General features: G+C 74.8%; 22 protein-coding genes. 16 read left to right on the top strand and 6 right to left on the bottom strand.

The annotated features are described in order from the left end of the window. Positions 1-9 precede the first annotated feature (9 nt). The gene (locus ACQPYX_RS18575; protein ID WP_433798779.1) at positions 10-405 is read left to right on the top strand and encodes a RidA family protein; all 396 of its coding nucleotides are present in this window, start codon (positions 10-12) and stop codon (positions 403-405) included. 16 nt (positions 406-421) lie between these two features. Here ACQPYX_RS18575 and ACQPYX_RS18570 read toward each other — a convergent pair whose 3' ends face one another. Both ACQPYX_RS18570 and ACQPYX_RS18565 read right to left on the bottom strand, forming a co-directional pair. Further along, positions 422-1885 (bottom strand): hypothetical protein, encoded by a 1464-nt coding sequence (locus ACQPYX_RS18570; protein ID WP_433798778.1) that lies wholly within the window; start codon positions 1883-1885, stop codon positions 422-424. A 72-nt stretch (positions 1886-1957) separates the two neighbouring features. After that, the gene (locus tag ACQPYX_RS18565; RefSeq protein ID WP_433798777.1) at positions 1958-3325 is read right to left on the bottom strand and encodes an acyl-CoA dehydrogenase family protein; all 1368 of its coding nucleotides are present in this window, start codon (positions 3323-3325) and stop codon (positions 1958-1960) included. 113 nt (positions 3326-3438) lie between these two features. Between ACQPYX_RS18565 and ACQPYX_RS18560 the strand changes: the two genes are divergently transcribed. Both ACQPYX_RS18560 and ACQPYX_RS18555 read left to right on the top strand, forming a co-directional pair. Continuing rightward, entirely contained in the window at positions 3439-5001 is a 1563-nt protein-coding gene (locus tag ACQPYX_RS18560) for an Rv2578c family radical SAM protein (protein WP_433798776.1), read from the top strand. Positions 5002-5233: 232 nt separating this feature from the next. Beyond that, complete coding sequence (locus ACQPYX_RS18555; protein WP_433798775.1) at positions 5234-6277, top strand: TerC family protein; 1044 nt, start codon at positions 5234-5236, stop codon at positions 6275-6277. 221 nt (positions 6278-6498) lie between these two features. Here the strand turns inward: ACQPYX_RS18555 and ACQPYX_RS18550 are convergent, their stop codons facing one another. Then, positions 6499-7437, bottom strand: coding sequence for a Bug family tripartite tricarboxylate transporter substrate binding protein (locus ACQPYX_RS18550; RefSeq protein WP_433798774.1), 939 nt, complete (start codon positions 7435-7437; stop codon positions 6499-6501). A gap of 62 nt (positions 7438-7499) precedes the next feature. On the opposite strand from ACQPYX_RS18550, the gene ACQPYX_RS18545 reads away from it, so the two are divergent. Both ACQPYX_RS18545 and ACQPYX_RS18540 read left to right on the top strand, forming a co-directional pair. Next, positions 7500-9146, top strand: a complete 1647-nt coding sequence (locus ACQPYX_RS18545) for an ATP-binding protein (protein WP_433798773.1) — start codon at positions 7500-7502, stop codon at positions 9144-9146. Next, complete coding sequence (locus tag ACQPYX_RS18540) at positions 9118-9861, top strand: response regulator (RefSeq protein ID WP_433798772.1); 744 nt, start codon at positions 9118-9120, stop codon at positions 9859-9861. The genes ACQPYX_RS18545 and ACQPYX_RS18540 overlap by 29 nt, the downstream gene beginning before the upstream one ends. A gap of 3 nt (positions 9862-9864) precedes the next feature. Here ACQPYX_RS18540 and ACQPYX_RS18535 read toward each other — a convergent pair whose 3' ends face one another. Further along, positions 9865-11271 (bottom strand): CitMHS family transporter, encoded by a 1407-nt coding sequence (locus ACQPYX_RS18535; RefSeq protein ID WP_433798771.1) that lies wholly within the window; start codon positions 11269-11271, stop codon positions 9865-9867. Between the two features lie 165 nt (positions 11272-11436). Here ACQPYX_RS18535 and ACQPYX_RS18530 point away from each other — a divergent pair, with 165 nt between their 5' ends. The 4 genes from ACQPYX_RS18530 (at position 11437) to ACQPYX_RS18515 (ending at position 16395) form a co-directional block, all read left to right on the top strand. Next, positions 11437-12654, top strand: coding sequence for an MFS transporter (locus ACQPYX_RS18530; protein WP_433798770.1), 1218 nt, complete (start codon positions 11437-11439; stop codon positions 12652-12654). Next, a complete protein-coding gene (locus ACQPYX_RS18525; protein ID WP_433798769.1) occupies positions 12651-13091 on the top strand; it encodes a PPOX class F420-dependent oxidoreductase in 441 nt (146 codons plus the stop codon). The genes ACQPYX_RS18530 and ACQPYX_RS18525 overlap by 4 nt, the downstream gene beginning before the upstream one ends. 47 nt (positions 13092-13138) lie before the next feature. Beyond that, the gene (gene aspS / locus ACQPYX_RS18520) at positions 13139-14968 is read left to right on the top strand and encodes an aspartate--tRNA ligase (RefSeq protein WP_433798768.1); all 1830 of its coding nucleotides are present in this window, start codon (positions 13139-13141) and stop codon (positions 14966-14968) included. A gap of 173 nt (positions 14969-15141) precedes the next feature. Then, entirely contained in the window at positions 15142-16395 is a 1254-nt protein-coding gene (locus ACQPYX_RS18515; RefSeq protein ID WP_433798767.1) for a hypothetical protein, read from the top strand. Between the two features lie 21 nt (positions 16396-16416). On the opposite strand, the gene ACQPYX_RS18510 is transcribed toward ACQPYX_RS18515, so the two are convergent. Both ACQPYX_RS18510 and ACQPYX_RS18505 read right to left on the bottom strand, forming a co-directional pair. Beyond that, positions 16417-17574, bottom strand: a complete 1158-nt coding sequence (locus ACQPYX_RS18510) for an aminotransferase class I/II-fold pyridoxal phosphate-dependent enzyme (protein ID WP_433798766.1) — start codon at positions 17572-17574, stop codon at positions 16417-16419. Next, entirely contained in the window at positions 17574-18053 is a 480-nt protein-coding gene (locus tag ACQPYX_RS18505) for an Lrp/AsnC family transcriptional regulator (RefSeq protein WP_433798765.1), read from the bottom strand. Before ACQPYX_RS18505 ends, ACQPYX_RS18510 begins: the two co-directional genes overlap by 1 nt. 161 nt (positions 18054-18214) lie before the next feature. Here ACQPYX_RS18505 and ACQPYX_RS18500 point away from each other — a divergent pair, with 161 nt between their 5' ends. From ACQPYX_RS18500 to ACQPYX_RS18470, 7 genes are all read left to right on the top strand, one after another. After that, complete coding sequence (locus ACQPYX_RS18500; RefSeq protein ID WP_433798764.1) at positions 18215-19612, top strand: replication-associated recombination protein A; 1398 nt, start codon at positions 18215-18217, stop codon at positions 19610-19612. Between the two features lie 548 nt (positions 19613-20160). After that, complete coding sequence (locus ACQPYX_RS18495; RefSeq protein WP_433803756.1) at positions 20161-20565, top strand: DUF948 domain-containing protein; 405 nt, start codon at positions 20161-20163, stop codon at positions 20563-20565. Then, positions 20562-20876, top strand: coding sequence for a hypothetical protein (locus ACQPYX_RS18490; RefSeq protein ID WP_433798763.1), 315 nt, complete (start codon positions 20562-20564; stop codon positions 20874-20876). The genes ACQPYX_RS18495 and ACQPYX_RS18490 overlap by 4 nt, the downstream gene beginning before the upstream one ends. 121 nt (positions 20877-20997) lie before the next feature. Continuing rightward, the gene (gene alaS, locus ACQPYX_RS18485; protein WP_433798762.1) at positions 20998-23685 is read left to right on the top strand and encodes an alanine--tRNA ligase; all 2688 of its coding nucleotides are present in this window, start codon (positions 20998-21000) and stop codon (positions 23683-23685) included. Positions 23686-23741: 56 nt separating this feature from the next. Next, positions 23742-24170 (top strand): Holliday junction resolvase RuvX, encoded by a 429-nt coding sequence (gene ruvX / locus ACQPYX_RS18480; RefSeq protein WP_433798761.1) that lies wholly within the window; start codon positions 23742-23744, stop codon positions 24168-24170. Beyond that, positions 24167-25783, top strand: a complete 1617-nt coding sequence (locus ACQPYX_RS18475; protein ID WP_433798760.1) for an endolytic transglycosylase MltG — start codon at positions 24167-24169, stop codon at positions 25781-25783. Before ruvX ends, ACQPYX_RS18475 begins: the two co-directional genes overlap by 4 nt. Further along, positions 25783-26655: a shikimate dehydrogenase gene (locus tag ACQPYX_RS18470; protein ID WP_433798759.1), complete on the top strand. Its 873-nt coding sequence runs from the start codon at positions 25783-25785 to the stop codon at positions 26653-26655. The genes ACQPYX_RS18475 and ACQPYX_RS18470 overlap by 1 nt, the downstream gene beginning before the upstream one ends. The last annotated feature ends 69 nt before the right edge of the window (positions 26656-26724 follow it).

The raw sequence follows: 26724 nt of genomic DNA, 5'->3' as shown, positions 1-26724 counted from the left end.
GAGGTCCCCGTGTCCGTCACGCTGCACAACCCGCCCGGTCTCCCTGCCCCCGAGGTCTACCGCCAGGTCGCCGTGGCCACGGGGACGCGGACGGTGTACGTCGCGGGCCAGGTCGCCCGGACCGCCGACGGCACCCCGGTCGGCGCCGGTGACCTCGCCGTCCAGGTCGAGCAGGCCTACCGCAACGTGGCCACCGCGCTGGCGGGCGTCGGGGGCGACTTCTCCGACGTGGTCAAGCTGACCGTGTACGTCGTCGACTACACGCCCGAGCGCATGGGGGCCCTCGTCGAGGGGGTGATGCGGACCGGGATCACCGCGACCCCGCCGATCACGCTGATCGGGGTCACGGCGCTCGGCGAGCCGGACATGCTCGTCGAGGTCGAGGCGACCGCGGTGCTGGACTGAGGTCCAGCGGTGGGTCTCAGCCCTCGACGGCCTTCTGCTTCCGGCCCGACGGGAGACGGTCGACGATGCGTCCGAGGCGTTCGGTGGTGCCCTGCAGCGGGGCGAGGGCGTCGGCGAGGACCTTGATCTGACCGTCGAGGTCCTCGATCCGCCCGGCCACGGTGCGCAGGTCGGGCGCCACCCGGACCAGCTCGGACGCGGCGACCGACAGCGAGGAGTCCAGGGTCTGCAGCCGCGGCGGGAGCTCCGGGAACGTGGTGTCGGCGTGGTGGGCCAGCGTCTCGACGTGCTCGATGGCCGCGGTCAGCTTCTGCACCTCGGGGACGGCATCGGCCAACGCCCGGATCGCCGGGACGGCATCGGCGATCTGCTGGACCGTCGGGACGGCGTCGGCCACCGCCTGCACCGTCGGGACGGCGTCGGCGACCCGCTCGACGACGGGGACGGCGTCGGCGAGGCGTCCGATCGTGCCGGTGGCCTCCGCGAGCCGCTCGATCGACGGCACGGCCCCGGCGAGCTGCTCGATGGTGCCGACCGCGTCCGCGAGCCGCTCGACGCTCGGGACCGCCGCGGCGATGGCCTCGACCGTGCCCACGGCGTCCGCGATGCGCTCGACCGTCGGGACCGCGGCCGCGATCTGCTCGACGGTGGTGACGGCGCCGGCGATCGCGCCGATGTCGTCGGTGGCGGCGGCGATACGCCGCAGGTCGCCCACCGCACTCCCGAGCTGCGCCAGCGCATCCACGGCACCGGTGAGCAGGCGGATGTCGGCGGCGGCGCCCCCGAGCTGCTGCAGGGCGGGCACGGCGGCGGTGAGTTCGTGGATGTCGGCCGCGGCCCCGCCGAGCTGCTGCAGGGCAGGCACGGCGGCGGTGAGCGCGTGGATGTCGTCGGCCGCGCCGCCCAGCTGCTGGAGGGCGGGGACGGCCTCGCGCAGCGCGTGGATGTCCTCGGCGGCGCCGCCCAGCTGCTGCAGCGCGGGTACCGCGGCGGTGAGCGCGCGGATGTCCTCGGCCGCGCCGCCCAGCTGCTGCAGCGCGGGCACCGCGGCGGTGAGCGCGCGGATGTCCCCGGCGGCACCGCCGAGCTGCTGCAGCGCCGGCACGGCCTCGCGCAGCGCGTGGATGTCGTCGGCCGCGCCACCGAGCTGCTGCAGGGCGGGGACCGCCTGGGCGAGCGCGTGGATGTCCGGCGCGGCCGAGGCGAGCCGGTCGAGCGAGCGCTGCAGGTCCTGCGCCAGCGGCAGGAGCTGCTCCAGCACCGTGACCACGCGCGGCAGGGCCCGCAGGGCGTCACCGACGAGGGGCGTGACCTCGACCGACACGGTGTGCGCCGCGGAGGCCAGGCCGCGCACGATCGAGGGCCCGCGCAGGGTCAGCTCGACCGCGGTCCGCGCCGAGGCGGCGGCCAGCGCGTAGACCGTGTCGAACACCCCCGGCGTGGGAGCGGGACGGCGCGACGGCGGCGTCGACTGCGTCATCGAGGGCCCTCACTACGGCATCCGGGGGACGAGAGCCGTGAGCCTAGAGGGTCACGGCCCCCGTCGTCCTGATCAACGACCCGGCGAGGCGAGGCGACCCCCCAGCTCGAGGAGTCGGTGCGGCGCCTTCTGGGCGAGCTTGAGGAACGCCTCCCCGGCCCGCGCCCGGGCGAGCGAGCCGTGCCCGAACTTCCGGGAGAGGCCGGCGTGGTCCCCGGGCAGCAGGTGGTGCTGGGGCGTCTGGGAGGCGTCGGTCGCGAGGGTGCGGCCGATGACCATCCGCTGGATCTCGCTGGTGCCCTCGAAGATCGTGTAGAGCTTCGCGTCGCGGTACCACTTCTCCACGGGCAGGTCGCTGACGTAGCCCCAACCGCCGCAGGTCTGGATGGCCTGCTCGGCGGCACGAACCGCGACCTCCGAGGCCTTGAGCTTCGACATCGAGCCCTCTCCGCAGTGGAAGGGGATCCCGTTGGCGGCCATCCAGGAGGCGCGCCAGGCCAGCAGGCGGGCGGCGTCGATGTCGGCCGCGAGGTCGGCCAGCGGGAACGCGACGCCCTGGTTCTCGATGATCGGCGCTCCGAAGGCCTCCCGGCGTGAGGCGTAGTCGCACGCGTACTCGAAGGAGGCCCGCGCGACGCCGAGCGCCATGGCGGCCACCATCGGCCGGGTCTGCTCGAACGCGCCCAGGGCCGCGGAGCGGGTGTGGTCGCCGCGGCGGGCCTTGTCCAGCTTGTGCTCGAGCTTGTCGATCCCGCCCAGCAGCTGGTCACCGGGGATGCGGCAGTCGGTGAACGAGAGCTCCGCCGTGTGCGAGGCGCGGTGGCCGAGCTTGTCCAGGCGGCGCACCTGGTCCATGCCGGGGGTGCCCTTCGGCACCAGGAACATGGCCTGGCCGCGGGTGCCGAGGTCGGGGTCGACGACGGCGTTCACCACGGTCACGTCGGCGATCCCGCCGTTGCCGATCCAGATCTTGGTGCCGTTCAGCACCCAGTCGTCGCCGTCCCGGACCGCGCGCGTCTGCAGGTTCGACACGTCGCTGCCGCCCTGCGGCTCGCTCACCGCCAGGGCGGCGAGCTTGATGTCGCCCGGCGTCCCGAACATCTCCGGGGCCCACGTGGCGATCTGCTCGGGGGTGCCCGCCTGGTTCAGCGCGGAGAGGGCGAGGGCCGGCAGGACGACGGTGAGCCCGATCCCCGCGCAGCCCCAGAAGATCTCCTCGAGGAACAGCGGCAGGGACAGCCCGGTGGGGTCGGCGATCAGGTCCGCGTAGAACAGGGCGTTGTAGAACCCCTCGCGCGCGGCCGCGTCGACGATGTCCCAGGGACACTCCTGCAACTCGTCGTACTTCGGCGCGGCCGGTCGGATGACCTCCTCGGCGAAGGTGTGGGCGCGGCGAACCAGCTCGTGGTGCGCCGGGGTGAGCTCGAGGGTGAACGCCATGGCACGGGCCTCCTGATCCGGATGTGATCTGCAGTACCGCGTACCGGCGGTACCGAAACCACGCCGAATGATCGAACTTGCGTTCGATCCGAACACGTGTTCGACTGTTGGTCATGCGGTGGGCGGGTCAGCAGCTGGACGACGACGGGACGCTGCCGGGGATGCCGGCGCTCAAGGGCCTCGTGCGCAGCGTGCGGACGCCCGAGTTCGCGGGGATCACGTTCCACGAGGTGCGGGCCCGGTCGGTGCTCAACCGCGTGCCCGGCGGCTCGCCGATGCCGTTCGCCTGGACGGTCAACCCGTACCGCGGGTGTTCCCACGCGTGCACCTACTGCACCGTGGGCTCGACGCCGGTGCTGCGGGCCGACGGCGGGTCGGTGCCGATGGCCGACCTGCGCGAGGGCGACGCGGTCGTGGGCACCGTCGTCGAGGGCGGCGTCCGGCGACTGGTGCGCACCCACGTGCTCGCGCACTGGTCGAGCCGACGGGCCGTGGTGCGGGTGCGCCTGGCCGACGGCACCGAGGTGGTGGTCGGCGCCGACCACCGGCTGCTGGCGCGGACGGGCTGGCGGCACGTGTCGCGGGCCGGGGCGGACGGCCACGGCGGGACCTGGATGGTGCCCGGCGACGCCCTGGTCGGGGCCGAGACCCTTCCGGCGCCCGGCCTCGCGGGGGTGCGCGACGTGCTCGACGAGTCCCGCGGCGCCGACCGCACGGTGGTCGCCGTCGACGCGGTGGGGGAGGAGGAGGTCTTCGACGTCACCACGACGACGGGTGACTACGTGGCCGTCGGGCTGGTCCACCACAACTGCTTCGCCCGCAACACCCACACCTACCTGGACCTCGACGCCGGCGACGACTTCGACCGGCAGGTCGTGGTCAAGCTGAACGCCCCGGAGGTGCTGGCCTGCGAGGTGCGATCGCCGCGCTGGACCCGCGAGCACGTCGCGATGGGGACGAACACCGACCCCTACCAGCGCGCGGAGGGCCGGTACCGCCTGATGCCGGGGATCATCCGGGCGCTGGGCTCGTCGGGGACCCCGCTGTCGATCCTGACGAAGGGCACCCTGCTCGCCCGCGACCTCCCGGAGATCACCGCGGCGGGACGGGACGTGCCCGTGGGCGTCGGGGTGTCGCTGGCCATGCTCGACCCCGACCTGCACCGCTCCGTCGAGCCCGGGACGCCGACGCCGCGCGCGCGGCTCGACCTGGTCCGGCGGATCACCGACGCCGGGCTCCCGGTGGGGGTGTTCGTCGCGCCGGTCCTGCCGGGGCTGACCGATTCGGACGAGGCCCTCGACGCGCTGCTCGGCGAGATCGCGGCGGCCGGGGCGAGCGGGGCGTCCGTGCTCGCGCTGCACCTGCGCCCCGGCACCCGCGAGTGGTTCCATGGCTGGCTCGCCCGGGAGCACCCGGATCTCCTGGAGCGCTACGCGGGCCTCTACCGCCGTGGCGCCTACGTGCAGCAGGCGTACCGCACCGACCTCGCCCGGCGGGTGGGCGTGCTACTGCGCCGACACGGGCTCGACGGCGGTGGGCACCACATGGGCGGCCGACTGGACGGCGGCAAGGGCGCGCAGCCCGACAACCCGGAGCCCTGGCCGGACGGGGCGCTGCCTCGGGTCCCGGCGGCGGTCGTGCAAGAGACGCCGCCGGAGCAGCTCTCCCTGCTGTGAGCGCCGCGACCACTACGACCACAACGCGGTCTACCTCCCGAACGCAGACAGGGGGGTCGTCGGGCGAGGAGCATCCCGGATCGCGGAGGGGAGTATCCCCGGAACGCCTGCGGGCGCCTCGTCAACACGACAGCTCCGACGCTGTCCGGGGCGCCCGGCGCCGGCTCCACCACGGGTCCGGCGGCGGGAGAGACCTCCGGTGAGCACGTGCTGCGTCGTCACCGGAGGAGCCATGTCCCCCACTGCACCTGTCCCTGCGCCCGTCGGCGGTGAGCCGTTCTCGGTGTGGGCCCTGACCATCGCCGGGTTGGCGGTGATCTTCGCCGTCGACCTGTGGGCCGGGCGCCGGGCCCGTGAGGTGACGATGCGCGACGCAGCCCGCGGGGTCGGCATCTACGTCGGCCTCGCGGTCGTCTTCGCCGCGGGGGTCTTCTGGTTCGGCGGCCGCGAGCAGGGCACCGCCTTCGTCGCGGGGTACGTCACGGAGTACTCGCTGTCGGTGGACAACCTGTTCGTGTTCCTGCTGATCATGACCGCGTTCGCGGTGCCGAAGGCGTTCCAGCACCGGGTCCTGCTGGTCGGGATCCTGATCGCGCTGGTCATGCGCGGCGGGTTCATCCTCGCCGGTGCCGCGGTGATCGAACGGTTCTCCTGGGTGTTCTACCTCTTCGGCGCGTTCCTGGTGATCACCGCGGTCAAGGTGTGCTTCGAGGGCTCCGACGACGGCCAGGAGGAGTACCGGGAGAACATCCTGCTCCGCGCCGTGCGGCGAGTGGTGCCGGTCACCGAGGACTACCGCGGCGCCAGGCTCACCGTGCGCGAGGCGGGACGGCGGATGATCACCCCGATGCTGATGGTGATGATCGCCATCGGGCTGACCGACCTGCTGTTCGCCCTGGACTCCATCCCGGCGATCTTCGGGCTCACCAAGGACCCCTACATCGTCTTCACCGCCAACGCCTTCGCCCTGCTCGGGCTGCGGCAGTTGTACTTCCTGCTCGGCGGGCTGCTCTCGCGCCTGGTGTACCTGCAGTACGGGCTCGGGGTGATCCTCGCGTTCATCGGGGTCAAGCTGGTGCTCGAGGCCCTGCACACCAACACGCTGCCCTTCGTCAACGGCGGCCGGCCGCTGCCGGTGCCGCTGATCGGCATCGAGCTGTCGCTGGGCGTGATCATCGGCGTCCTCGCCGTCACCACCATCGCCAGCCTCCTGCGCACCCGAGGTCGCTCCACCGAGGTGGAGCAGGAGCGCGAGGCGGTGCCGTCGGGGCGCTGAGCCCGCGCCGACCCGCTCCGCGAGGGTGACGCCAGGCAGGGCCGGCGGCCCGTCGGGATGCCTCATGTCGCCCTCGCGGCGAGCCGGGTCGGCGCTCTTCACGCGAGGGTGACGCCAGACAGGGCCGGCGGCCCGTCGGGATGCCTCATGTCGCCCTCGCGGCGAGGGCGGGCGGCGAGGGCGGGCGGCGAGGGCGGGCGGCGCACGACGAGCGGCGGCTCTCAGGGCGTCGCCGCCAGCAGACCCCGCACCCGGGCGCGCTCGGCGTCCAGGAACGACCCGAAGGCCGGACCCGACAGCGGGGCGTCGGTCCAGCCGTTCCGGGCGACGGCGGCCCGCCACGCGGCGGTCGAGCGCACGCCCTCGGCGAGCGTGATGAGCCGGTCGAGGTCGGCGGGGGCGAGGTCGGGCGGGGCGAGCAGGCCGCGCCAGTTCTCGAACACGACGTCCACCCCAGCCTCGCGCAGCGTGGGGGCGTCCACGCGGGGGGAGCGGGCGGCCGACGAGACGGCCAGCGTGCGCACGGTGCCGAGGTCGACCTGCGGGGCCGTCTCGCCGAGCCCGGTCACCGCGGCCGCCACGTCGCCCCGCAGGACCGCCGGGAGGAGCGCGTCGCCCGGCAGCGCCGCGTAGCGGACGGCCGCGGCGGGGATGCCGGCGGCCGCGGCGAGCTGGGTCGTCACCAGCCAGTCCGGGCCGCCCCGGGCGGAGATCCCGCCGACGACGACGCGGGACGGGTCGGCCCGCCACGCCGCCACGAGGTCGGCCAGCGACCGGTAGGGCGACCCGGCGGGGACGGCGACGAGCTCCGGTTCGGTGATCAGCCGCGCGACCGGCGTGGCGCTCAACCCGCCCGGACCACGACCGTCGTCGGGAACGGCCCCGAGCAGGCCGAGCCCCATGACCATCAGCAGATCCGGCCGCGTGCGCTCCGCGGCCAGGCGCGCGAGCGCCGCCCGACCGCCGTCCCCGGGCACGACGACGACGGCGGGCCCCGGCTCGCCCTCCTGCTCGGCGAGGGCCGCGGCGACGGTGCGCGCGGTGAGGTCGTAGCCGCCGCCGACCTCGGTGGGCACGAGCAGGCGCAGGTCGCCGGTGCCGGTGCCGCAGCCCGCGAGGAACGCCACCAGCACGGCGAGGACCAGGCCCGCTCGTCGCACGACGATCACTGTCCCATCCGCCGCGCGTGAATCTCGCGCCGCGAGACGCCAGACTGCTCGTCGTGACCGATCCGCCCGCGACGCGCCGGTGGTCGCGGATCGGCCGGCGCACCCTCGCCGGGCAGGCGCTCGCCCTGCAGCTCGGGGTGGTCGCCCTCGTGCTCGTGGCGGTGGCGGCCGTGAGCGTCACGCAGTCGCTCGCCGCCTTCACGCGGACCGAGAGCCGGCGGGTGCTCGCCGTCGCCGAGGACGTGGCGGTCGACGGCGTCGTGCGGCAGGCGCTGGCCGCGCCCACCGTCTCGCCCCGCAACCCGGTCACGGCGGTCGCCGACGGGGCCCGCGCGGTGTCGGGGACCTCCACGGTGGTCGTCGCCGACGCGGCCCTGACCGTCGTGACCGCCACCGACCTGGCGCTCGTCGGCGCCCCGCTGCCCACCGCCGACGCCGACGGCGGCGACCCGAGCCGCGTCGCCGAGGGACGCAGCTGGACGGGCTACCTCCGGCTCACCCCGGACGGCCCGCTCGCCGTCGCGGCGCAGGTGCCGGTGCTCGCGGCCGACGGGCGGCAGCTCGGGGCGGTGGCGGTGACCAGCAACCTGCCGGGGGTCCTGCCGCGCCTCGTCGCCTCGGCCCCCGACCTGCTGACCTACCTCGGGCTCGCGACCGCGCTCGGCGTCGTGGGCTCCCTCCTGCTGGCCCGCCGCGTGAAGCGCCAGACGCTCGGGCTGGAGCCGCGGGAGATCACCGCCCTCGTGCAGCAGCGCGAGGCGATGCTGCTCGGCATCCGCGAGGGGGTGCTCGGTGTCGACGCGGACGGTCGGGTCGTGCTGGTCAACGACACCGCGCGGCGGCTCCTCGACCTCCCGGCCCACGCGGTCGGGCGCACCCTCGCCGAGCTGGGCCTCGACCCGGACGTGCAGGCCGTGCTCACCGGACCCGACCGGGCGGAGGACGCGGTGATCCCGCGGGCCGACGCCGTCGTCGTCGCGAACCGGCGGCCCTTCCTCGTCGACGGGACGGTGCGGGGGTGGGTGACCACCCTGCGCGACCGCACCGAGCTCGCCGCCCTGCAGCGCGAGCTCGGCACGACCCGCGGCACCACGGAGACGCTGCGCGCGCAGGCGCACGAGTTCTCCAACCGGCTGCACACCATCTCCGGGCTCATCGAGATCGGCGAGTACGACGAGGTCGTGCGCTACGTCGGGACGCTGCAGGGCTCCGCGGAGGACGACGCGGCGGTGACCGGGCGCGTCGGGGACCCGTCGCTCGCGGCCCTGCTCGTCGCCAAGGCGCGTCTGGCCCGCGAGCGTGGCGTCGTGCTGGAGGTAACCGGGTCGCTGGGGCGGGTGTCCGACGACCTGTCCGCGGACCTCGTCACGGTCGTCGGCAACCTCGTCGACAACGCGCTCGACGCGCTCGTCGGGGGCACGATCACGGTGGGGCTCGCCGACCCGGCCGGCGACGTCCACGTCGAGGTCCGCGACACCGGCCCCGGGGTCACCACCGACCCGCCGGACGCGGTGTTCGGCCGGGGGGTGTCGACCAAGGGCGACGGGAGGGGGATCGGCCTGGCCCTCGTCCGCGCGGTCTGCGTGCGCCGCGGGGGCGAGGTCGCGGTCTCCTCGCGGCCGGGGGAGGGTGCGGTGTTCACGGCACGACTGCCGAGGGAGAGGACAGCGGATGGCCGGCCGGTCGGCGTCGGGCGGTGACCTCACCGAGGCCCTGCGCGTCCTGGTCGTCGACGACGACTTCATGGTGGCGAAGGTCCACGGCGGCTTCGTCGCGCGCACGCCGGGCTTCAGCCCGGTCGGGGTGGCCCACTCGGGGGCGGAGGCGCTGACCCGGGCGGAGGAGCTACGGCCGGACCTCGTCCTGCTCGACCTCTACCTGCCCGACCGCAGCGGTCTCGACGTCCTCGCCGACCTGCGGGCGGCGCTGCCGGAGGTCGACGTCCTCATGGTGACCGCGGCCCGCGACGCCGAGACGGTGCGGGCGGCGGTCCGGGGCGGGGTGGTGCACTACCTGATCAAGCCGTTCGGCTTCGAGGACCTGCGCGACCGGCTCCTGCAGTACGCGGCCTCCCGGCGGGCGCTGCCGGCGGAGCAGGAGGCCGACCAGTCGGCGGTCGACCAGCTCTTCGGCGGCGGGCCCCGACCCGCACCGGCCGCGCCGACCCCGGGGACGCGGACGGGCCCCCGGGCGTCGTTGCCCAAGGGCCTGTCGGGGGAGACCGCGGACCTGGTCGCGGCGGCGCTGCGGGACGCCGACGGCGACCTGTCGGCCGCCGAGACCGCGGAGCGGGTCGGCATCTCGCGGGTGAGCGCCCGGCGCTACCTGGAGTACTTCACCGACGCCGGGCGGGCCGAGGTGCGGTTGCGCTACGGCACCGCGGGCCGGCCCGAACGCCGCTACCGGGCGCTCTGAGGCTCAGGCCAGGAACGGGATCGCCCCGACCAGCACGCCGACCACGAGCATCGCGAGCGAGGCGAGACCGGCCATCCACAGCGCCTTGCGGTGGTGGTCGCCCAGGTCGACCTTCGCCAGCGCGACCAGCAGGAGGATCGCCGGCACCAGCGGGCTCTGCATGTGCACCGGCTGCCCGACGATCGACGCGCGGGCCATCTCGGCGGGGGAGATGCCGTAGTTCGCGGCGGTCTCGGCGAGGACCGGCAGCACGCCGAAGTAGAAGGCGTCGTTGGACATCAGGAACGTCAGCGGCATCGAGATGAGCGCGGTGACCACGCCCATGAACGGCCCGAACGAGGCCGGGATGACCGACACCATCCAGCGCGCCATCGCGTCGACCATGCCGGTGCCGTCGAGGACGCCGATCAGCACCGCGGCCGCGAGGACCATCGAGACGACCGCGACGACGCTGCTCGCGTGCGCCTTCAGCTCCGCGGCCTGCTCCTCGACCGTCCGGAAGTTCACGACGAGCGCGATCCCGCAGCCGATCATGAACAGCACGGCGATCGGCAGCACGTCGAGGATCAGCAGCCCGAGCATGGCCACGGTGAGCGCGGCGTTGAACCAGTAGAGGCGCGGGCGCAGCGTGGGACGGTTCGGGTCGAGCGCACCCTCGAGCCCCTGACCCTCGTCGCCCCCGCCGGTCCCCACGGCCGGGGTGCCGGACGGCGGCGTGAGGACGGTGGTGCCGGTGGACCCGCCGACGACGACCCGCTCGGCCCCGACCGACGCCCGCACCTCGGCGAAGGCGTCCGCACCCAGTCGCGTCCGTTCGCGACGACCCAGCACGTAGGCGAGCACGATCACCGTGGCGATGCCGCCCAGCAGCGAGGGGATCATCGGCACGAAGACCTCGGACGGCGAGATCTTCAGGGCGCTGGCGGCGCGGGCGGTCGGGCCGCCCCACGGGACGATGTTCATGACGCCGTTCGCCACGCCGGCGACCGCGGTGAGCACGACGGGGGAGAGTCCGAGCCGCCGGTAGACCGGGAGCATCGCGGCCACCGTGATGATGAAGGTGGTGGACCCGTCGCCGTCCAGCGAGACGACCGCGGCCAGCACCGCGGTGCCGACGACGACCTTCGCGGGGTCGTCGCCCACCACCCGCAGGATGCCGCGCACGATCGGGTCGAAGAGCCCGACGTCGATCATCGTCCCGAAGTAGATGATCGCGAACATGAGCAGCGCGGCCGTCGGCGCGAGGTCCTTCACCGAGTCGATGACCATGTCGCCCAGGCCGAGCCCGGCGCCGGCGAAGAGCCCGAAGATCGTCGGCACCAGCACGAGCGCGACGACCGGGGTGAGCTTCTTCGTCATGATCAGGGTCATGAAGACCCCGATCATGGCGAAGCCGAGGATGACGAGCACGGGGTTCCTCCTGGGGATCGACGGCGATCGCTCCGGCGTGACGCCGATGACACTGCGGCGCGACCCGGCGTGAGGTCGACGTTGGGAAACCGAACCGCGTAGTGGTCGTAGTGGTCGCGGTCGCGACCGTTCTGGTCACGGCCGGGATCGGCGAGGCTCCACGCCGTGCGACGACGCGTCCCCCCGTGGTTCCTGGGCCTGCTGGTCTGCGTGCTCGCGACCCAGACCGCGCTCAACCTCGCGCGTCCGCTCGTCTCCTACCGCGCGATCGGGCTCGGGGCCGACGCGACCGCCGTCGGGATCGTCACCGCCGCCTACGCGCTGCTGCCGATCGTGGTGGCGGTCCCGCTGGGCCGCGCGACCGACCGGCTCGGCCGCTCCGCCGAGGTCCTCCTGCTCGGCGTCGTCCTCCTCGGCGCGGCGCCGCTGCTGCTCGCGGCCGCGGACGCGCTGTGGTCGGTCGGGCTGGCCTCCACCACGCTCGGCTTCGGCCACCTCGCCTTCATGATCGCCGCGCAGGGCCTCGTCGCGGCCCGCAGCCCGTCCGGCGACCTGGACCGCGCCTTCGGCGTGTTCACCGCGGTCACGTCCGCGGGCCAGCTCGTCGGCCCGCTGCTCGCGGGCGCCCTGCTCGGTGACGCGAGCGGCGCCGCCCTGCTGCCGGCGAGCCGCACCGCGCTGCTCGTGGCGGGGGCGTGCGTGCTCCCGGCCCTGCCGGTCGCGCTCGTGATGGCCTGGCGCCGGTTGCGGCGGGCCGTCCCGGTTCCCGACGCCGGGTCGGAGCCGGCCGGCGGGCGCACCGGCATCCCCGCGCTCCTGCGCCGCCCGGGGATGCGGCCGGGGCTGCTCGTCAGCCTCGCCCTGCTGGCCACCGTCGACCTCGTCACCGCCTACCTGCCGCTGCTCGCCGAGGAGCGCGGGATCGCCCCCTCGGTGGTCGGCGTGCTGCTCGGAGCGCGGGCCGGCGCCTCCCTGGCGTCCCGCCTGCTCCTGGGCCGGCTCGCCGCCCGGTGGGCGCGGTCCACGCTCGTCGTCGCGAGCGCGGCCGGCTCGGCGGTGGCGCTCGTCGTCGCGGCCTGGCCCGGCGCGGGCGTGCCGGTCATGGCGCTCGCCCTGCCGCTGTGCGGGTTCTTCCTCGGGATCGGCCAGCCGCTGACGATGACGTTGACCGTGCGCTCAGCCCCGGCGTCGGCCCGGTCGACCGCACTCGCCCTCCGCCTGCTCGCCCACCGGGTGGGGCAGGTGGCGGTCCCGGCCGGGGCGGGTCTCGTCGCCGGGGCGGCCGGTGCGGCGGGGGCGCTGTGGCTGGCGGGCGGCCTGCTCGCCGGGTCGGCGGCGGCCGCCGCCGACGCGACGCGGCGGGGCGCCTTCGACGACGGGTGAGCGTGCCGGGGTACTCCGCCGTCATGGACCTCGACCAGGCACGCCGCTACCTGCGCGACCACCACCACGCCGTGCTCGCCACGACCCGATCCGACGGTGCGCCGCAGCTCTCACCCGTCGTCGTCGGGATCGACGACGGGGGCGCGGCGGTGATCAGCACCCGCGAGACCGCGATGAAGGCGAAGAACCTGCGCCGGACCCCGCGGGCGTGGGTCTGCGTGTTCCCGGACGGGTTCTTCGGGGAGTGGGCGCAGGTCGAGGGCGACGTCGAGATCGTCGACCTGCCCGCGGCCCACGAACCGCTGCGCGCGCTCTACCGGCAGGTCACCGGGGGCGAGCACGACGACTGGGCGGAGTTCGACGAGGCGATGCGGCGCGAGCGGCGGGTGGCCGTGCGGATCCACCTCGACCGGGCGGGGCCGAGCGTGAGCGGCTAGATAGCCTGGGAGCCTCCCACCCGACGCGACCAGGAGATTCACCGCAGATGATGCGCACGCACCCCGCCGGCACGCTGCGCGCCGAGCACGTCGGCGCCACCGTCACCCTCGCCGGATGGGTGGCCCGTCGCCGGGATCACGGCGGCGTGGTGTTCATCGACCTGCGCGACGCCTCCGGGGTCGTCCAGGTCGTGTTCCGCTCCGGCGAGGTCGCCGAGGCCAGCCACCGGCTCCGAGCTGAGTACTGCGTGCAGGTCGTCGGCGCCGTGGAGGCGCGCCCGGCGGGCAGCGAGAACGCCGACCTCGCCACCGGCGCCGTCGAGATCAGCGCGACCGAGCTGACCGTGCTCTCCGAGTCCGCGCCGCTGCCGTTCCAGATGGACGAGACGCCCGGCGAGGACGTGCGGCTGCGCTACCGGTACCTCGACCTGCGCCGCGAGGGCCCGGCGCACGCGATCCGGATGCGCTCGCGCGCCAACAAGATCGCCCGCGACGTGCTCTCCGACCGGGACTTCGTCGAGGTCGAGACCCCGACGCTCACCCGGTCGACCCCGGAGGGCGCCCGCGACTTCCTCGTGCCGGCCCGCCTGCGCCCCGGCAGCTGGTATGCCCTGCCGCAGTCGCCGCAGCTGTTCAAGCAGCTGCTGCAGGTCGGCGGCCTGGAGCGGTACTTCCAGATCGCCCGCTGCTACCGCGACGAGGACTTCCGCGCCGACCGGCAGCCCGAGTTCACCCAGCTCGACATCGAGGCGAGCTTCGTCGACCAGGACGACGTCATCGCCCTGGGCGAGGCGATCATCGGGGCCCTGTGGTCGGAGCTCGCCGGCTACGAGCTCCCGTCGCCGGTGCCGCGGATGACCTACGCCGACGCCATGGCCCGCTACGGGTCGGACAAGCCCGACCTGCGGTTCGGCATCGAGCTCACCGAACTCACCGAGTACTTCGCGGAGACCCCGTTCCGGGTCTTCCGGGCGCCCTACGTCGGCGCGATCGTCATGCCCGGCGGCGCGGCCCAGGCCCGCCGCACGTTCGACGGCTGGCAGGAGTGGGCCAAGCAGCGCGGCGCGCGCGGCCTCGCCTACGTGCTCGTCGGCGACGACGGCGAGGTCGGCATGGGCGGACCCGTCGCGAAGAACCTCTCCGACGCCGAGCGCGAGGGCCTGGCCAAGGCGGTCGGCGCGAACCCGGGCGACTGCATCTTCTTCGCCGCCGGCCCCCGCTCGTCGTCGCGGGCGCTGCTCGGCGCCGCGCGCGGGGAGATCGCCCGCCGCCAGGAGCTGATCGAGCCGGGCACGTGGTCGTTCGTGTGGATCGTCGACGCCCCGCTGTTCGAGGCGGCCGACGAGGCCACGGCGGCCGGCGACGTGGCGGTCGGGTCGGGCCAGTGGACCGCGGTGCACCACGCCTTCACCTCGCCGACGCCGGAGTGGATCGACCGGTTCGAGTCCGACCCGGCGAACGCGCTGGCCTACGCCTACGACCTCGTCTGCAACGGCAACGAGATCGGCGGCGGGTCCATCCGTATCCACCGCCAGGACGTCCAGGAGCGGGTGTTCGCGCTCATGGGGCTGTCGGCGGAGGAGCAGCGGGAGAAGTTCGGCTTCCTGCTCGACGCGTTCTCGTTCGGCCCGCCCCCGCACGGCGGGATCGCGTTCGGCTGGGACCGGATCTGCGCGCTGCTCGCGGGCGTCGACTCGATCCGCGACGTCATCGCGTTCCCCAAGACCGGCGGCGGGTACGACCCGCTGACCGCCGCGCCCGCGCCCATCACGGCGCTGCAGCGCAAGGAGGCGGGCGTGGACGCCAAGCCCGCTCCCGCGAACCCGGTCAAGCCGCCGGAGCGGCCGGTGGACGACCCGGGGACCGAGCCGTCCTGACGTCGGGTCGGGCCCCGTCCAGCCGTTCGGTTGCGCGCCGTCGCTCTCACAATCGGTGACGCCGCGCAACCGAATCGTGGTCCTCGGTACACGGACGTGCATCGATTCCGAAGGGCTCAGGTTCGGGTTACTCGCGAGTAGTAGACGTCGCGGACGGTAGGCTCCATCGTCTGATGACCCCGCTCACGGCCGATGACTCAGACACCCCCTCCGTCCTCGACGCCGCCGCCGGGCGCACCGACCGTTCGGTCGAGCGCACCGTCGAGCTGGCCGAGGAACTCCTCACCCGCCGCGCCGGCGCGCGGGTACGGCTCGCGGATGCGGAGGATCTGGGCGGCAGCACCCGCTCGCGCGTGGTGCGGGTCCGGGTCGCGCAGAACCCGTTCTCGCTTCCGCGCTCGCTCGTGGTGAAGCACTACCTCGGGGAGGCCGCCGCCTCGGCGCGGACGTCGGCGACCGAGCGTGTCGACCCGTTCCCCTACGAGGCCGCGAGCTGCCAGCTCTTCACGGCCATGCCGGCCGACGACCGGGCGACCCCGACCCTGTACGCGACCGATCCCCAGCGACGACTCCTCGTGCTCGAGGACCTCGGCCGGGGGGCGACGCTGGCCGACAAGATGCACGGCGACGACCCCAAGGCCGCCGAGCGTGCCCTGCTCGGCGCCACCCGGGCGCTCGGTCGCCTCCAGGCGGCGACGGCCGCCCGCGAGGGTGACTTCGGGGCGCTGCTGCGCCGTTCCGGGGTGAAGCACTGGCGGGACCCGCTGGCCGACGACGCCCGCTCGGCGCTCGCCGAGATCCCCGACCTGCTCGCGGGCCGCCTGCGGGTCGAGGCGGCCCCGGCGGCGGTCCAGCACGCCCGCGCGGCCGCCGGCCTGCTGGGCGGCACCCGGTACCGCGCCTTCAGCCCCTCCGAGGTCTCCCCGGAGAACTGCCTGCTCACCGGGGCGGGGGCCCGCTTCCTCGACTTCGAGTGGGGCTGCTTCCGCGACGTCGCCTTCACCGCCTCGTCGGTGCGGCTGCCGTTCCCCGGGTGGGCCGCGCCCTACGCGCTGCCGACCGGGATGGCCGAGGCGATGACCGCGTCGTGGCAGTCCGAGGTCGCGGGCGTCTGGCCGGAGCTGGCCGACCCCGCCGTCGCCGGTCCCCGCCACCTCGCCGCGACCACGCTGTGGGTCTGGGTGTGCACCCGGTCGCTGCTCCCGGTGGTCGTCGGCGACGGGCGGGCTCCGGAGCAGGTCGTCGTCGGCCGCCCGCCGGAGCGCGCCGCCGCGGTGCTCTCCGGGTACTGGCAGCGCCTGGCCACGGACGCCGCCCGCCAGGACGAGCCGGCCGTGGTCGACCTCGCCGAGGCCGTCGTCGGCGCCCTCGCCCCGTTCGGCGGGAGCCGCCCGCTCCCGCCGTTCCCGGCCTTCGCCGGGCGCTGAGCCCGGGCGGCCGACCCGTCGTCAGGAGCCGATGAACCGGGCGATCCGCTCCAGGGCCTGCTCGAGCTGGGGGAGCGCGGTCGCGTACGAGCAGCGCACGTGCCCCTCGCCGGAGGGCCCGAAGACGTTGCCCGGCACCACCGCCACCTTCTCCTGCGTCAGCAGACCCTCGGCGAACGCCTCCGAGGTCATCCCGGTCGAGGCGATCGACGGGAACACGTAGAACGCGCCACCGGGGACCGGGCAGGTGAGGCCGAGCTCGTCGAGCCCCTTGGAGAACAGGCGGCGTCGACGGTCGTAGTCGGCGACCATCTCGTCGACGTCGTCCTGCGCGGTCCGCATCGCCTCGAGCGCGGCGATCTGCGACATGTGCGGGGCGCACAGCATCGTGTACTGGTGGATGCGGTGCATGAGCTGCGCGAGCGGCTCGGGGGCGCAGACGTAGCCGACCCGCCAGCCCGTCATGGCGTACGACTTCGAGAACCCGCCCAGCGTGACGGTCCGCTCGGGCGCCGCCGCGGCCACCGGGGTGTGGCTGCCGTGGTAGGTCAGCCGGTCGTAGATCTCGTCGGAGAGCAGCCAGAGGTCGTGCTCGCGGGCCAGCGCCGCGAGGGCCTCGAGGTCGGCCGCGCTCTGGGCACTGCCCGTCGGGTTCGACGGCGAGCCGAACAGGATCGCCTTCGTGTTCTCCGTGATCGCGGCGCCGATGATCGCGGGGTCGAGCCGGTAGGCGTCGCCCGGGTCGAGCGCGACCGGCACCGGGACGCCGCCCGCGAACGCCACGCAGGGCTGGTAGGCGACGTAGCACGGCTCGGGGACGATCACCTCGTCGCCCGGGTTGAGCAGTGCCCGCAGCGTGAGGTCGAGCCCTTCGGAGACGCCGCTGGTGATCAGGCACTCGTCCGCGGCGCGGTAGCGGACGCCGTAGCGGTCGGCGAGGTCGTCGACGATCGCCTCGCGCAGCTCGAGCAGCCCGCTGTTGCTGGTGTACGTCGTGGCGCCGTGCTCGAGAGCGTGGATCGCGGCCTCGCGGGCGCTCCACGGCGTCGGGAAGTCCGGCTCGCCGACCCCGAGCGAGATGACGCCCTGCATCGACTGCGCGAGGTCGAAGAACTTGCGGATCCCCGACGGCGGGATGGCCGCGACGGTGCGGGAGAACGGCTTCTGCGGGGTGCTCATCAGGGCGTCACCGACAGGCGCTGGTCGGGCTCGGGGTCGGTGAGCAGCTGGCCGTCGTCCTTGTAGCGGCGCAGCAGGAAGTGGGTGCTGGTCGCCGTGACCCGGTCGATGCCGGAGAGCTTCTGGGCGACGAAGTCGGCGACCTCCTTCATGGAGTTCCCCTCCACCTCGACCCGCAGGTCCTGCGCCCCGCTGACCAGGTGCACCGCCCGGATCTCCCGGAACCGCGCGATCCGCTCGGCCACGTCGTCGAACCCGCGTCCCCGCTCGGGCGCCACCGTGACGTCGACGAACGCCGTGACGCGCTCGTCGCCGTAGCGGTCCCAGTCGATCACCGCCTTGTAGCGCCGGATCACCCCGGACGCCTCCCACGCGGCGATGTGCTCGCGCACCGTCGCCTCGTCGATCCCGGTCAGCGTCGCGATGCGCTCGGCGCTCGCGTGCGCGTCGGACTCCAGCACGGTGAGGATCTCCCGCATGGTCCTCGACCCTAGTGGGGCCGGTCGATCATGCGTGGCTGGCGGTTGCGGGGGAGTGGCAGGCACGGCTGCCGGCCACCCCTCGTCGCAGGAGAGCGTCGGTGCCGTCACCGGACGCCAGGCACGCCGCATCGTCGGGGGTGGGCAGTAGCGTCGGGCGGGTGAGCGAGGAAGGGCTGTTCGACGTGGCGCCGCCGGAGCCCGAGCGACCCGACGTCGAGGACCTCCGTCCGGTGACGCGGGGCGTGGTCGAGGACCGACCGATGCCGTCGGGCAACGACGTGCGGCCGCCGCTCGCCGTCCGGATGCGGCCCGCCTCGCTCGACGAGGTCGTCGGCCAGGACCACCTGCTCGCCCCCGGGGCCCCGCTGCGGCGGCTCGTCGAGGGCGCCGCCCCGGCGTCGGTCCTGCTGCACGGCCCGCCCGGCACCGGCAAGACGACGCTCGCGCGGCTCATCTCCCAGGCCACGGGGCGGGCGTTCGAGGCGCTGTCGGCGCTGTCGGCGGGCGTCAAGGAGGTCCGCGGGGTCATCGAGGTGGCCCGGCGTCGGCTCGCCGCGTCCGACCCGCGGCGCACCGTGCTGTTCATCGACGAGATCCACCGGTTCAGCCGCACCCAGCAGGACGCACTGCTCGGCGCGGTGGAGGACCGGGTGGTGCTGCTCGTCGGGGCCACCACCGAGAACCCGAGCTTCTCCGTCGTCGCCCCGCTGCTGTCGCGGTCGCTGGTCCTGGGCCTGCACGCCCTGGAGGACGACGCCGTCGCGAGGCTGCTCGAGCGGGCGGTGGCCGACGACCGGGGGCTCGCCGGCACGGTCACGCTCACCGACGAGGCCCGGGCGCACCTCGTGCGGCTCGCCGCGGGTGACGGTCGGCGGTCCCTGACCGCGCTGGAGGCCGCCGCGGACGCGGTGGGGGACGGCGGGACGATCGACCTGGCCGTCGTCGAGCAGGTCGTCGACGAGGTGGCGGTGCGCTACGACCGCGCCGGCGACCAGCACTACGACGTCATCTCGGCGTTCATCAAGTCGATCCGCGGCTCGGATCCCGACGCCGCGCTGCACTACCTGGCCCGGATGATCGTGGCGGGCGAGGACCCGCGGTTCATCGCACGGCGGCTCGTGGTGCACGCGAGCGAGGACGTCGGCCTCGCCGACCCCACCGCCCTGCAGGCCGCGACCGCCGCCGCGCAGGCCGTGCAGTTGATCGGGCTGCCGGAGTGCCGGATCGCGCTGGCCCAGGCGACGATCCACCTCGCGACCGCGCCCAAGTCGAACGCCGTGATCACCGCGATCGACGCCGCCATGTCCGACGTGCGCTCCGGGGCGGCCGGACCGGTGCCGCCGCACCTGCGCGACGGGCACTACGCGGGCGCCCAGAAGCTGGGCAACGCGGTGGGATACCGCTACCCGCACGACGAGCGCTCGGCCGTCGTCGCCCAGCAGTACCCGCCCGACGAGCTGGTGGGCCGGGACTACTACGCCCCGTCCGGCCGGGGCGAGGAACGGGCGATCGGGGAACGTCTCGCCCGGCTCCGCGAGGTGATCCGGGGGAGATAGTGCGGCGCACGGGCGCGCGTTGCGTGCCGCACACGGCTGGGGCGGGCAACCTGCCCGAGCCTCCGCGTTGCGCCCCGCACACGGCTGGAGCGGGCGACGTAGCCGAGCCCCCGCGTTGCGCCCCGCACACGGCTGGAGCCGACGACCTGCGCGAGCCCCCGCGTTGCGCCCCGCAACGCGCCGCGAGCAGGACCCGACCCGGCCCGACCGTGTGCGTCGCGCAACGCGCCCGCGGCGGCACCCGCCCCGGGCCGGCCGTGTGCGCCCCGCAACGCGCCGGCGGCGGGAACCGACCCGATGAGGCCGCCCACCCATCCGCGAGGGTGACGTGGGGCAGGTGCGTGGGCCCGGGACCCTGCCCCACGTGCACCTCGGCCGCCGCGACCGGCACCGACCCGTCGTCGGGAAGGCTCGGGGCCGAGCGGCTTCCGTCGGTAAGCGCCGTAGCCACGAGGCGCGCCGATCATGGGCTACCGGTAGCCTTCCGCCACCGTCCGGCCCGGTGGGCCGGAGGAGGACACACGACCACCAGCGATAGGGGAATGACCGTGTCGGTCGGGCAGATCGCGGCCATCATCGCCGCGGTGGCGTTCGTGATCCTGGTGCTGCTGCTGGCCGTTCCCTTGATCAAGCTGGGTCGCACGCTCGACGAGGCGACCATCGCGATCCGCAAGGCGCACGAGGGGTCGGCCCCGCTGCTGAACGACGCCCAGGTCACGCTGACCACGGTGAACACCCAGCTGGAGCGCGTGGACGGCGTGACGGCCAGCGCCCAGGCGGTCGCCGCCAACACCCGGGCGCTGAGCTCGCTGTTCACCGCGACCCTCGGCGGACCGCTGGTGAAGGCGGCCGCCCTGTCCTACGGCCTGCGCAAGGCGAGCCAGGCGCGCCGGCTGAAGAACGCACCGCCCTCGAAGCGGTCCACCAGGAGCAAGCGGAGCGCCCGCGCATGAAGCGTCTGTTCTGGGTGGGGGTCGGCGTCGCGATCGGCGTCAGCGCCACCCGCAAGGTCAACCAGGTCACGCAGAAGGCCACGCCGGCCGGGGTCGGCGCCAGCCTCGGCGAGGGGCTGCGCGAGCTCGGCGCGGGCCTCGGTGCCTTCGGCGCCGAGGTGCGCGCCGGCATGAACGAGCGCGAGCAGGAGCTCTACTCGCTCGTCGAGGACACCACCGAGATCCCGGTGCGTCCGCCCCAGCCCTACGTCGAGCCGACGCCGAGCGGGCGCCACGCCCGAGCGTCCCGGCGGGGATCCGCCGGGCGCTGACGCGCCCGTCGTCGAGCAGGCCCCGCACCGAGCCACCCACCACCGCGGGTGGCACCCGACGCCGCCCCGAGGGCACGCGGAATGATGGGTGCTGCCCGCCCCATCGACGAGCAGGACTGACGTGCAGACCCACGAAATCCGTCGACGTTTCCTCGCGCACTTCGAGAACGCCGGACACACCCCCGTCCCCAGCGCCTCGCTGATCCTGGACGACCCCACCCTGCTGTTCGTCAACGCCGGGATGGTCCAGTTCAAGCCGTACTTCCTCGGCGAGGCCCCGCCGCCCTACCGGACGGCGACCTCCGTGCAGAAGTGCGTCCGGACCGGCGACATCGAGAACGTCGGGCGCACCACGCGCCACAACACGTTCTTCCAGATGGCGGGCAACTTCTCGTTCGGGGACTACTTCAAGGAAGGCGCGATCCGGCACGCCTGGGCGCTCGTCACCGGCTCGCAGGACGACGGCGGGTACGGCTTCGACCCCGAGCGGATCTGGGTGACCGTCTACGAGTCCGACGACGAGGCCGAGCGGATCTGGCACGACGTCATCGGCCTGCCGACCGAGCGCATCCAGCGCCGGGACGGCCGGGACAACTACTGGGACATGGGCATCCCCGGCCCCGGTGGCCCGTGCTCGGAGATCTACTACGACCGGGGCCCCGAGTACGGCGTCGAGGGCGGGCCGGTCGCCGACGAGGACCGCTACCTCGAGATCTGGAACCTCGTCTTCATGCAGGACGTCCGGGGCGACGAGAGCCCCAAGTACGGGGCGTCCCCGATCGGCGAGCTGCCGCAGAAGAACATCGACACCGGTCTCGGTGTCGAGCGCGTCGCCTTCCTGCTGCAGGGCGTGGACAACGTCTACGAGACCGACCTCGTCCGCCCGGTGATCGACCGGGTCCAGGAGCTCTCCGGCCGGTCCTACGACGACGGGTCCGCGGAGGACGGTGTCCGTTTCCGCGTGATCGCCGACCACGTCCGCACCGGTGCCATGATCATCGGCGACGGCGTGGTCCCGGGCAACGAGGGCCGCGGCTACGTGCTGCGCCGGCTGCTGCGCCGCGTCGTCCGGAACGCCCGGCTGCTCGGGATCACCGAGCCGGTGCTGGTCGACCTCGTCGGCGTGGTCCGCGACGCGATGGGGCCGTCCTACCCCGAGATCGTCACCGACTTCCCGCGCATCGCCGCGGTCGCCGCCGCCGAGGAGGAGGCGTTCCTCGCCACCCTCACCACCGGATCGCGGCTGTTCGAGTCGGCGGTCGCCGAGACCCGCGCCGGCGGGAGCGCCCGGCTGTCCGGGGAGAACGCCTTCCTGCTGCACGACACCTACGGCTTCCCGATCGACCTCACGCTCGAGATGGCCGCGGAGGCCGGGCTCGAGGTCGACGAGGGTGCCTTCCAGTCCCTGATGGGCCAGCAGCGGGCGCGGGCGAAGGCCGATGCCGCGTCCCGCAAGCAGGGCAGCGCCGACCACTCGGTCTACCGTCGTCTGCTCGAGGAGCACCCGCCCGGCGAGTTCCTCGGCTACACCGACCTCCAGGCCGCGGCCCGGATCGTGGGCCTGCTCGTCGACGGGGTCGCCGTGCCGGTCGCCCGCGAGGGCGACGCGGTCGAGGTCGTCCTCGACAACACGCCGTTCTACGGCGAGTCCGGCGGCCAGCAGGCCGACTCCGGCGTCATCCGGACGGCGAGCGGGACCGTCCGCGTCGACGACGTCCAGTTGCCCGTCCCCGGCCTGCGCGTGCACCGGGGCGTGGTGACCGGCGGCGAGATCGCGGTCGACACCGCCGCGGACGCCGAGGTCGACGTCGCCCGCCGCAGCGCGATCGCGCGCGCCCACACCGGGACCCACCTCATCCACGCCGGCGTCCGCAACGCGCTGGGGTCGGCGGCCGCCCAGGCCGGGTCGCTCAACGCGCCCGGTCGCCTGCGGTTCGACTTCACCTCCCCGACCGGGGCGATCCCGCCGTCGGTGCTGCTGGAGGTCGAGGACGAGGTCAACGAGATCCTCCAGGAGGACCGCCCGGTCGACTGGTACGTGACCTCGATGGACGAGGCCCGCCGGCTCGGCGCCATGGCCCTGTTCGGCGAGAAGTACGGCGACCGCGTCCGGGTCGTGGACATGGGCGAGTACTCCCGGGAGCTGTGCGGCGGCACGCACGTGGCCCGGACCGGCGAGCTCGGGATGGTCAAGGTCATCTCCGAGGGGTCGGTCGGGTCGGGCGTGCGCCGCGTGGAGGCCCTCGTCGGGCTGGACGCCTTCCGCTACCTCAACCGGGAGCACGTGCTGGTCAGCCAGCTCGCCGAGCAGCTCAAGGCCCCGGCCGAGGACCTGCCCGAGCGGATCTCCGGGCTCGTCGACCGGCTGCGTGCCGCGGAGAAGGAGCTGGAGACGGTCCGCGCCAAGGAGGTCCTGTCGTCGGCCGGGGCACTGGCCGACGGCGCCGACGACGTGGCCGGGGTCGCGCTGGTCGCCTCCCGCACGCCCGACGGCGTCGGCGGTGGCGACCTGCGCACCCTCGCCGCCGACGTCCGCGGGCGTCTCGGCGACCGTCCGGGCGTGGTCGCGCTCTTCGCCCCCGACGGCGAGAAGCTCTCCTTCGTCGTCGCGACGACCGCCGCGGCCCGCGACCGCGGCCTCGCCGCGGGCGACCTGGTCAAGGCGTTCGCCCCCGCCGTGGGCGGCCGGGGCGGCGGCAAGGCCGACCTCGCGCAGGGCGGCGGAGCGCCGTCGGGCGGACCGGCCGGGATGGACGCCGGGATCGGGGCCGCGATCGACGCGCTGCGGGCGCAGGTGGCGACGACCTGAGCGAGCGGAGCGACGGGGACGGGGACGGATCGCCGCGAGTGGGCCGGGTGCTGGGCGTGGACGTCGGCGCGGTGCGCGTCGGCGTCGCCCTCTCCGATCCCGCCGGAGTGCTCGCGACACCGCTCGTTACCCTCGATCGGGACGAGACGACGTGGTCCGACCTGGACCAGCTCGTGGATCTCGTCGCCGAGCACGAGGTGGTGGAGGTGGTCGTGGGCCTGCCACGGACGCTGGCCGGGCGGGAGGGCCCGGCCGCCCGGGCGGCCCTCGGGTACGCCGACGACCTCCGCGAGGTGTTCGACGAGCGCGGGGTGTCGGGGGTACCGGTGACCATGGCCGACGAACGGCTCTCCACGGTCACGGCGGGGCGTATGCTCTCCGACCGCGGCGTGAAGGGGCGGGCGCAGCGGCGCGTGATCGACCAGGCGGCCGCCGTGGCGATCCTGCAGACCTGGCTCGACGCCCGACGCGGGACGGCCCCGTGACCCGGGGCTCCGAACGGCCCCGCCTGGTGCCGATGTCGTCCTCCCGGGGCGCCGACCAGCACGAGGCCCCGGGCCACGACGGCGACGGCGACGTCCGGATCCCGCGGCGCAGCCGCGGCCTGCGTCGCCCCGGCGAACCGCCCGCCGACGGCCACCCCACCCGACGTCGGGACTGGGAGGCGCCGACCACGGCCCTCGCCGCCCCGGACGACGACGACGCCGTGACCGACACCCTGCGGCACGGGCACGGCCCCGAGGTGCCGGCCCGGGTCACCCTGCCGCGTCCGCCGGACCGGTCCCGTCGCCACGACGTCCACCGCGAGCAGCCCACCCACCCGGTCCCCGCGTCCGCGGCGCGCGCGTCATGGACCCCGGCCGAGCCGACCGCACCCACCACGGCCGACGACGCCCGCCGCTCCTCGACCGGCGACCTCGACGTGCTCGGGGGCCTCGTCCCCGGTGCGGCGGAGCGGGCCCCGCAGGAACGCCCGGCGCGGCGTCGCCTCGTCTGGCCGGCCGTCGCCGCGGTCCTGGTCCTCGCACTGGCCGGCGGCGCCTTCTTCGCCCGCGACCTGTGGGGCGTCGTGTTCCCGCCGGACTTCGACGGCCCCGGCTCCGGCCACGTCGTGGTGCAGGTGGCCGACGGCGACTCCACCCGCGACATCGGCGAGTCCCTCGTGACGGCCGGGGTGGTCGCCTCGGCGCGCGGCTTCGGCCAGGCCGCCGAGGACGACCCGCGCGGCCGCGGCATCCAGCCCGGGTACTACGACATGGCGCGCCAGATGTCGGCCGCCGGCGCCGTGACCCGGATGCTCGACCCGGCGTCGCGCCTGGGCCGGCTGGAGGTCCGTGGCGGCACGCAGCTCGACGACACGGCGGGCGTGGGCGCCTCCCGGGTGCCCGGGGTGCTGAGCCTGATCTCCGAGGCGACCTGCGCCGTGGACGACGCCGGGCGGCGGACCTGCGTGTCGGTGGACGACCTGCGCCGGACCATGGCCGACACCGACCCGGCGCAGCTGGGCGTGCCGGACTGGGCGCTCGAGGGCGCCCGCCGCGCCCCGCCCGAGCGGCGCCTCGAGGGCCTCGTCGCACCCGGGACCTACGACGTGCGCCCCGGCTCCGACGCCGTGTCCGCCCTGACCACGGTCGTCCGGACGTCGGCGGAGACGTTGGAGTCCGCCGGGCTCGTGACGAAGGCGGCCGCGAACGACGTGACGCCCTACCAGGCGCTGATCGTGGGCTCGATCGCCGAGCGCGAGGGCATCGAGTCGGACTTCCGTCGGATCACCCGCGTCGTCTACAACCGGCTGCCGATCCCGATGCGGCTGCAGATGGACTCCACCATCAACTACCCGCTGGACCGGCAGACGCTGCTGACCACGCCGGTCGACCGCGCCGCGCCGGGCCCGTACAACACCTATCTCAACTTCGGGCTGCCGCCGACGCCGATCGGCGCGGTGTCCACCCCGGCGCTGACCGCGGCGCTGAACCCCGAGGTCGGTGGCTGGGTGTACTTCGTGAAGTGCGAGAAGGACGGCGCCTCCTGCTTCGCGGTGACGCCCGAGGAGCACGACGCGAACCGCCGGCTCGCGCAGGCCCGCGGGGTCTACTGATGACCGGACCCCGGCGGGCCGCGGTCCTCGGGTCACCGGTGGCGCACTCGCTCTCCCCGGTGCTGCACGGGGCCGCGTACGAGGCGCTCGGGCTGCGGGGCTGGACCTACGAGCGCCGCGAGTGCACGGCCGAGGAACTCCCCGGGCTCGTCGGTGGACTCGACGCGGCCTGGGTCGGGCTCTCCGTGACGATGCCGGGGAAGAAGGCCGCGCTGGCGTTCGCGTCCTCGGCGTCCACCCGCGCCCGGCGCCTCGGGGTGGCGAACACCCTGGTCCGGTCGGACACGGGCTGGACGGCGGACTGCACGGACGTCGACGGGGTGGTCGGAGCGCTGCGCGCCGCCGGGATCGTCGAGCCCGCGCCCCTCGCCGCCGGGCTGCACGACGTGGTGGTGCTCGGCGCCGGGGCCACGGCGTCGGCGGCGGTCGGAGCGCTGTACGACATCGGTACCGAGGACGTCCAGCTCGTCGTGCGCGAGCCCGCGCGGGCCGCGGAGACCGCCGCCGTGGTGGACGCCTACGGAATGCGCGGGCTCGTCGGCACCTTCGGCCACCTCGACGCGGTCGACCTGTCGCGCGCGAAGGCCCTGGTGAACACCACTCCCGCCGGCGCGGTGGACGCCGCGGTCGCCGACCGGCTGGTCGCCGGGCTCCCGGGGCACGCCGTCGTCCTCGACGCGGTGTACCACCCGTGGCCGACGCCGCTGGCCGCGGCGGCGGGACGGCGTGGGCTCGCCGTCGCGACCGGGCTGGACATGCTGCTCCACCAGGCCTTCGGGCAGGTCGAGCAGTTCACCGGGTGCAGCGCGCCCCGCCGGGAGATGCACCGGGCGCTCGTCCGCGCGACCGGCTTCGACGTCCGTTCGCCGTAGCGCTCCGTCCCCACCGGCAGCGCGGGCAGGTGTTGTCCCCAGGCCAGACCGCGGCGCGTGACGCCCGGT

It is taken from the genome of Actinomycetospora sp. CA-084318 (genome assembly GCF_050955885.1).
Taxonomy (GTDB): Bacteria; Actinomycetota; Actinomycetes; order Mycobacteriales; family Pseudonocardiaceae; genus Actinomycetospora.
This window is presented reverse-complemented; position numbering and strand designations above follow the sequence as displayed.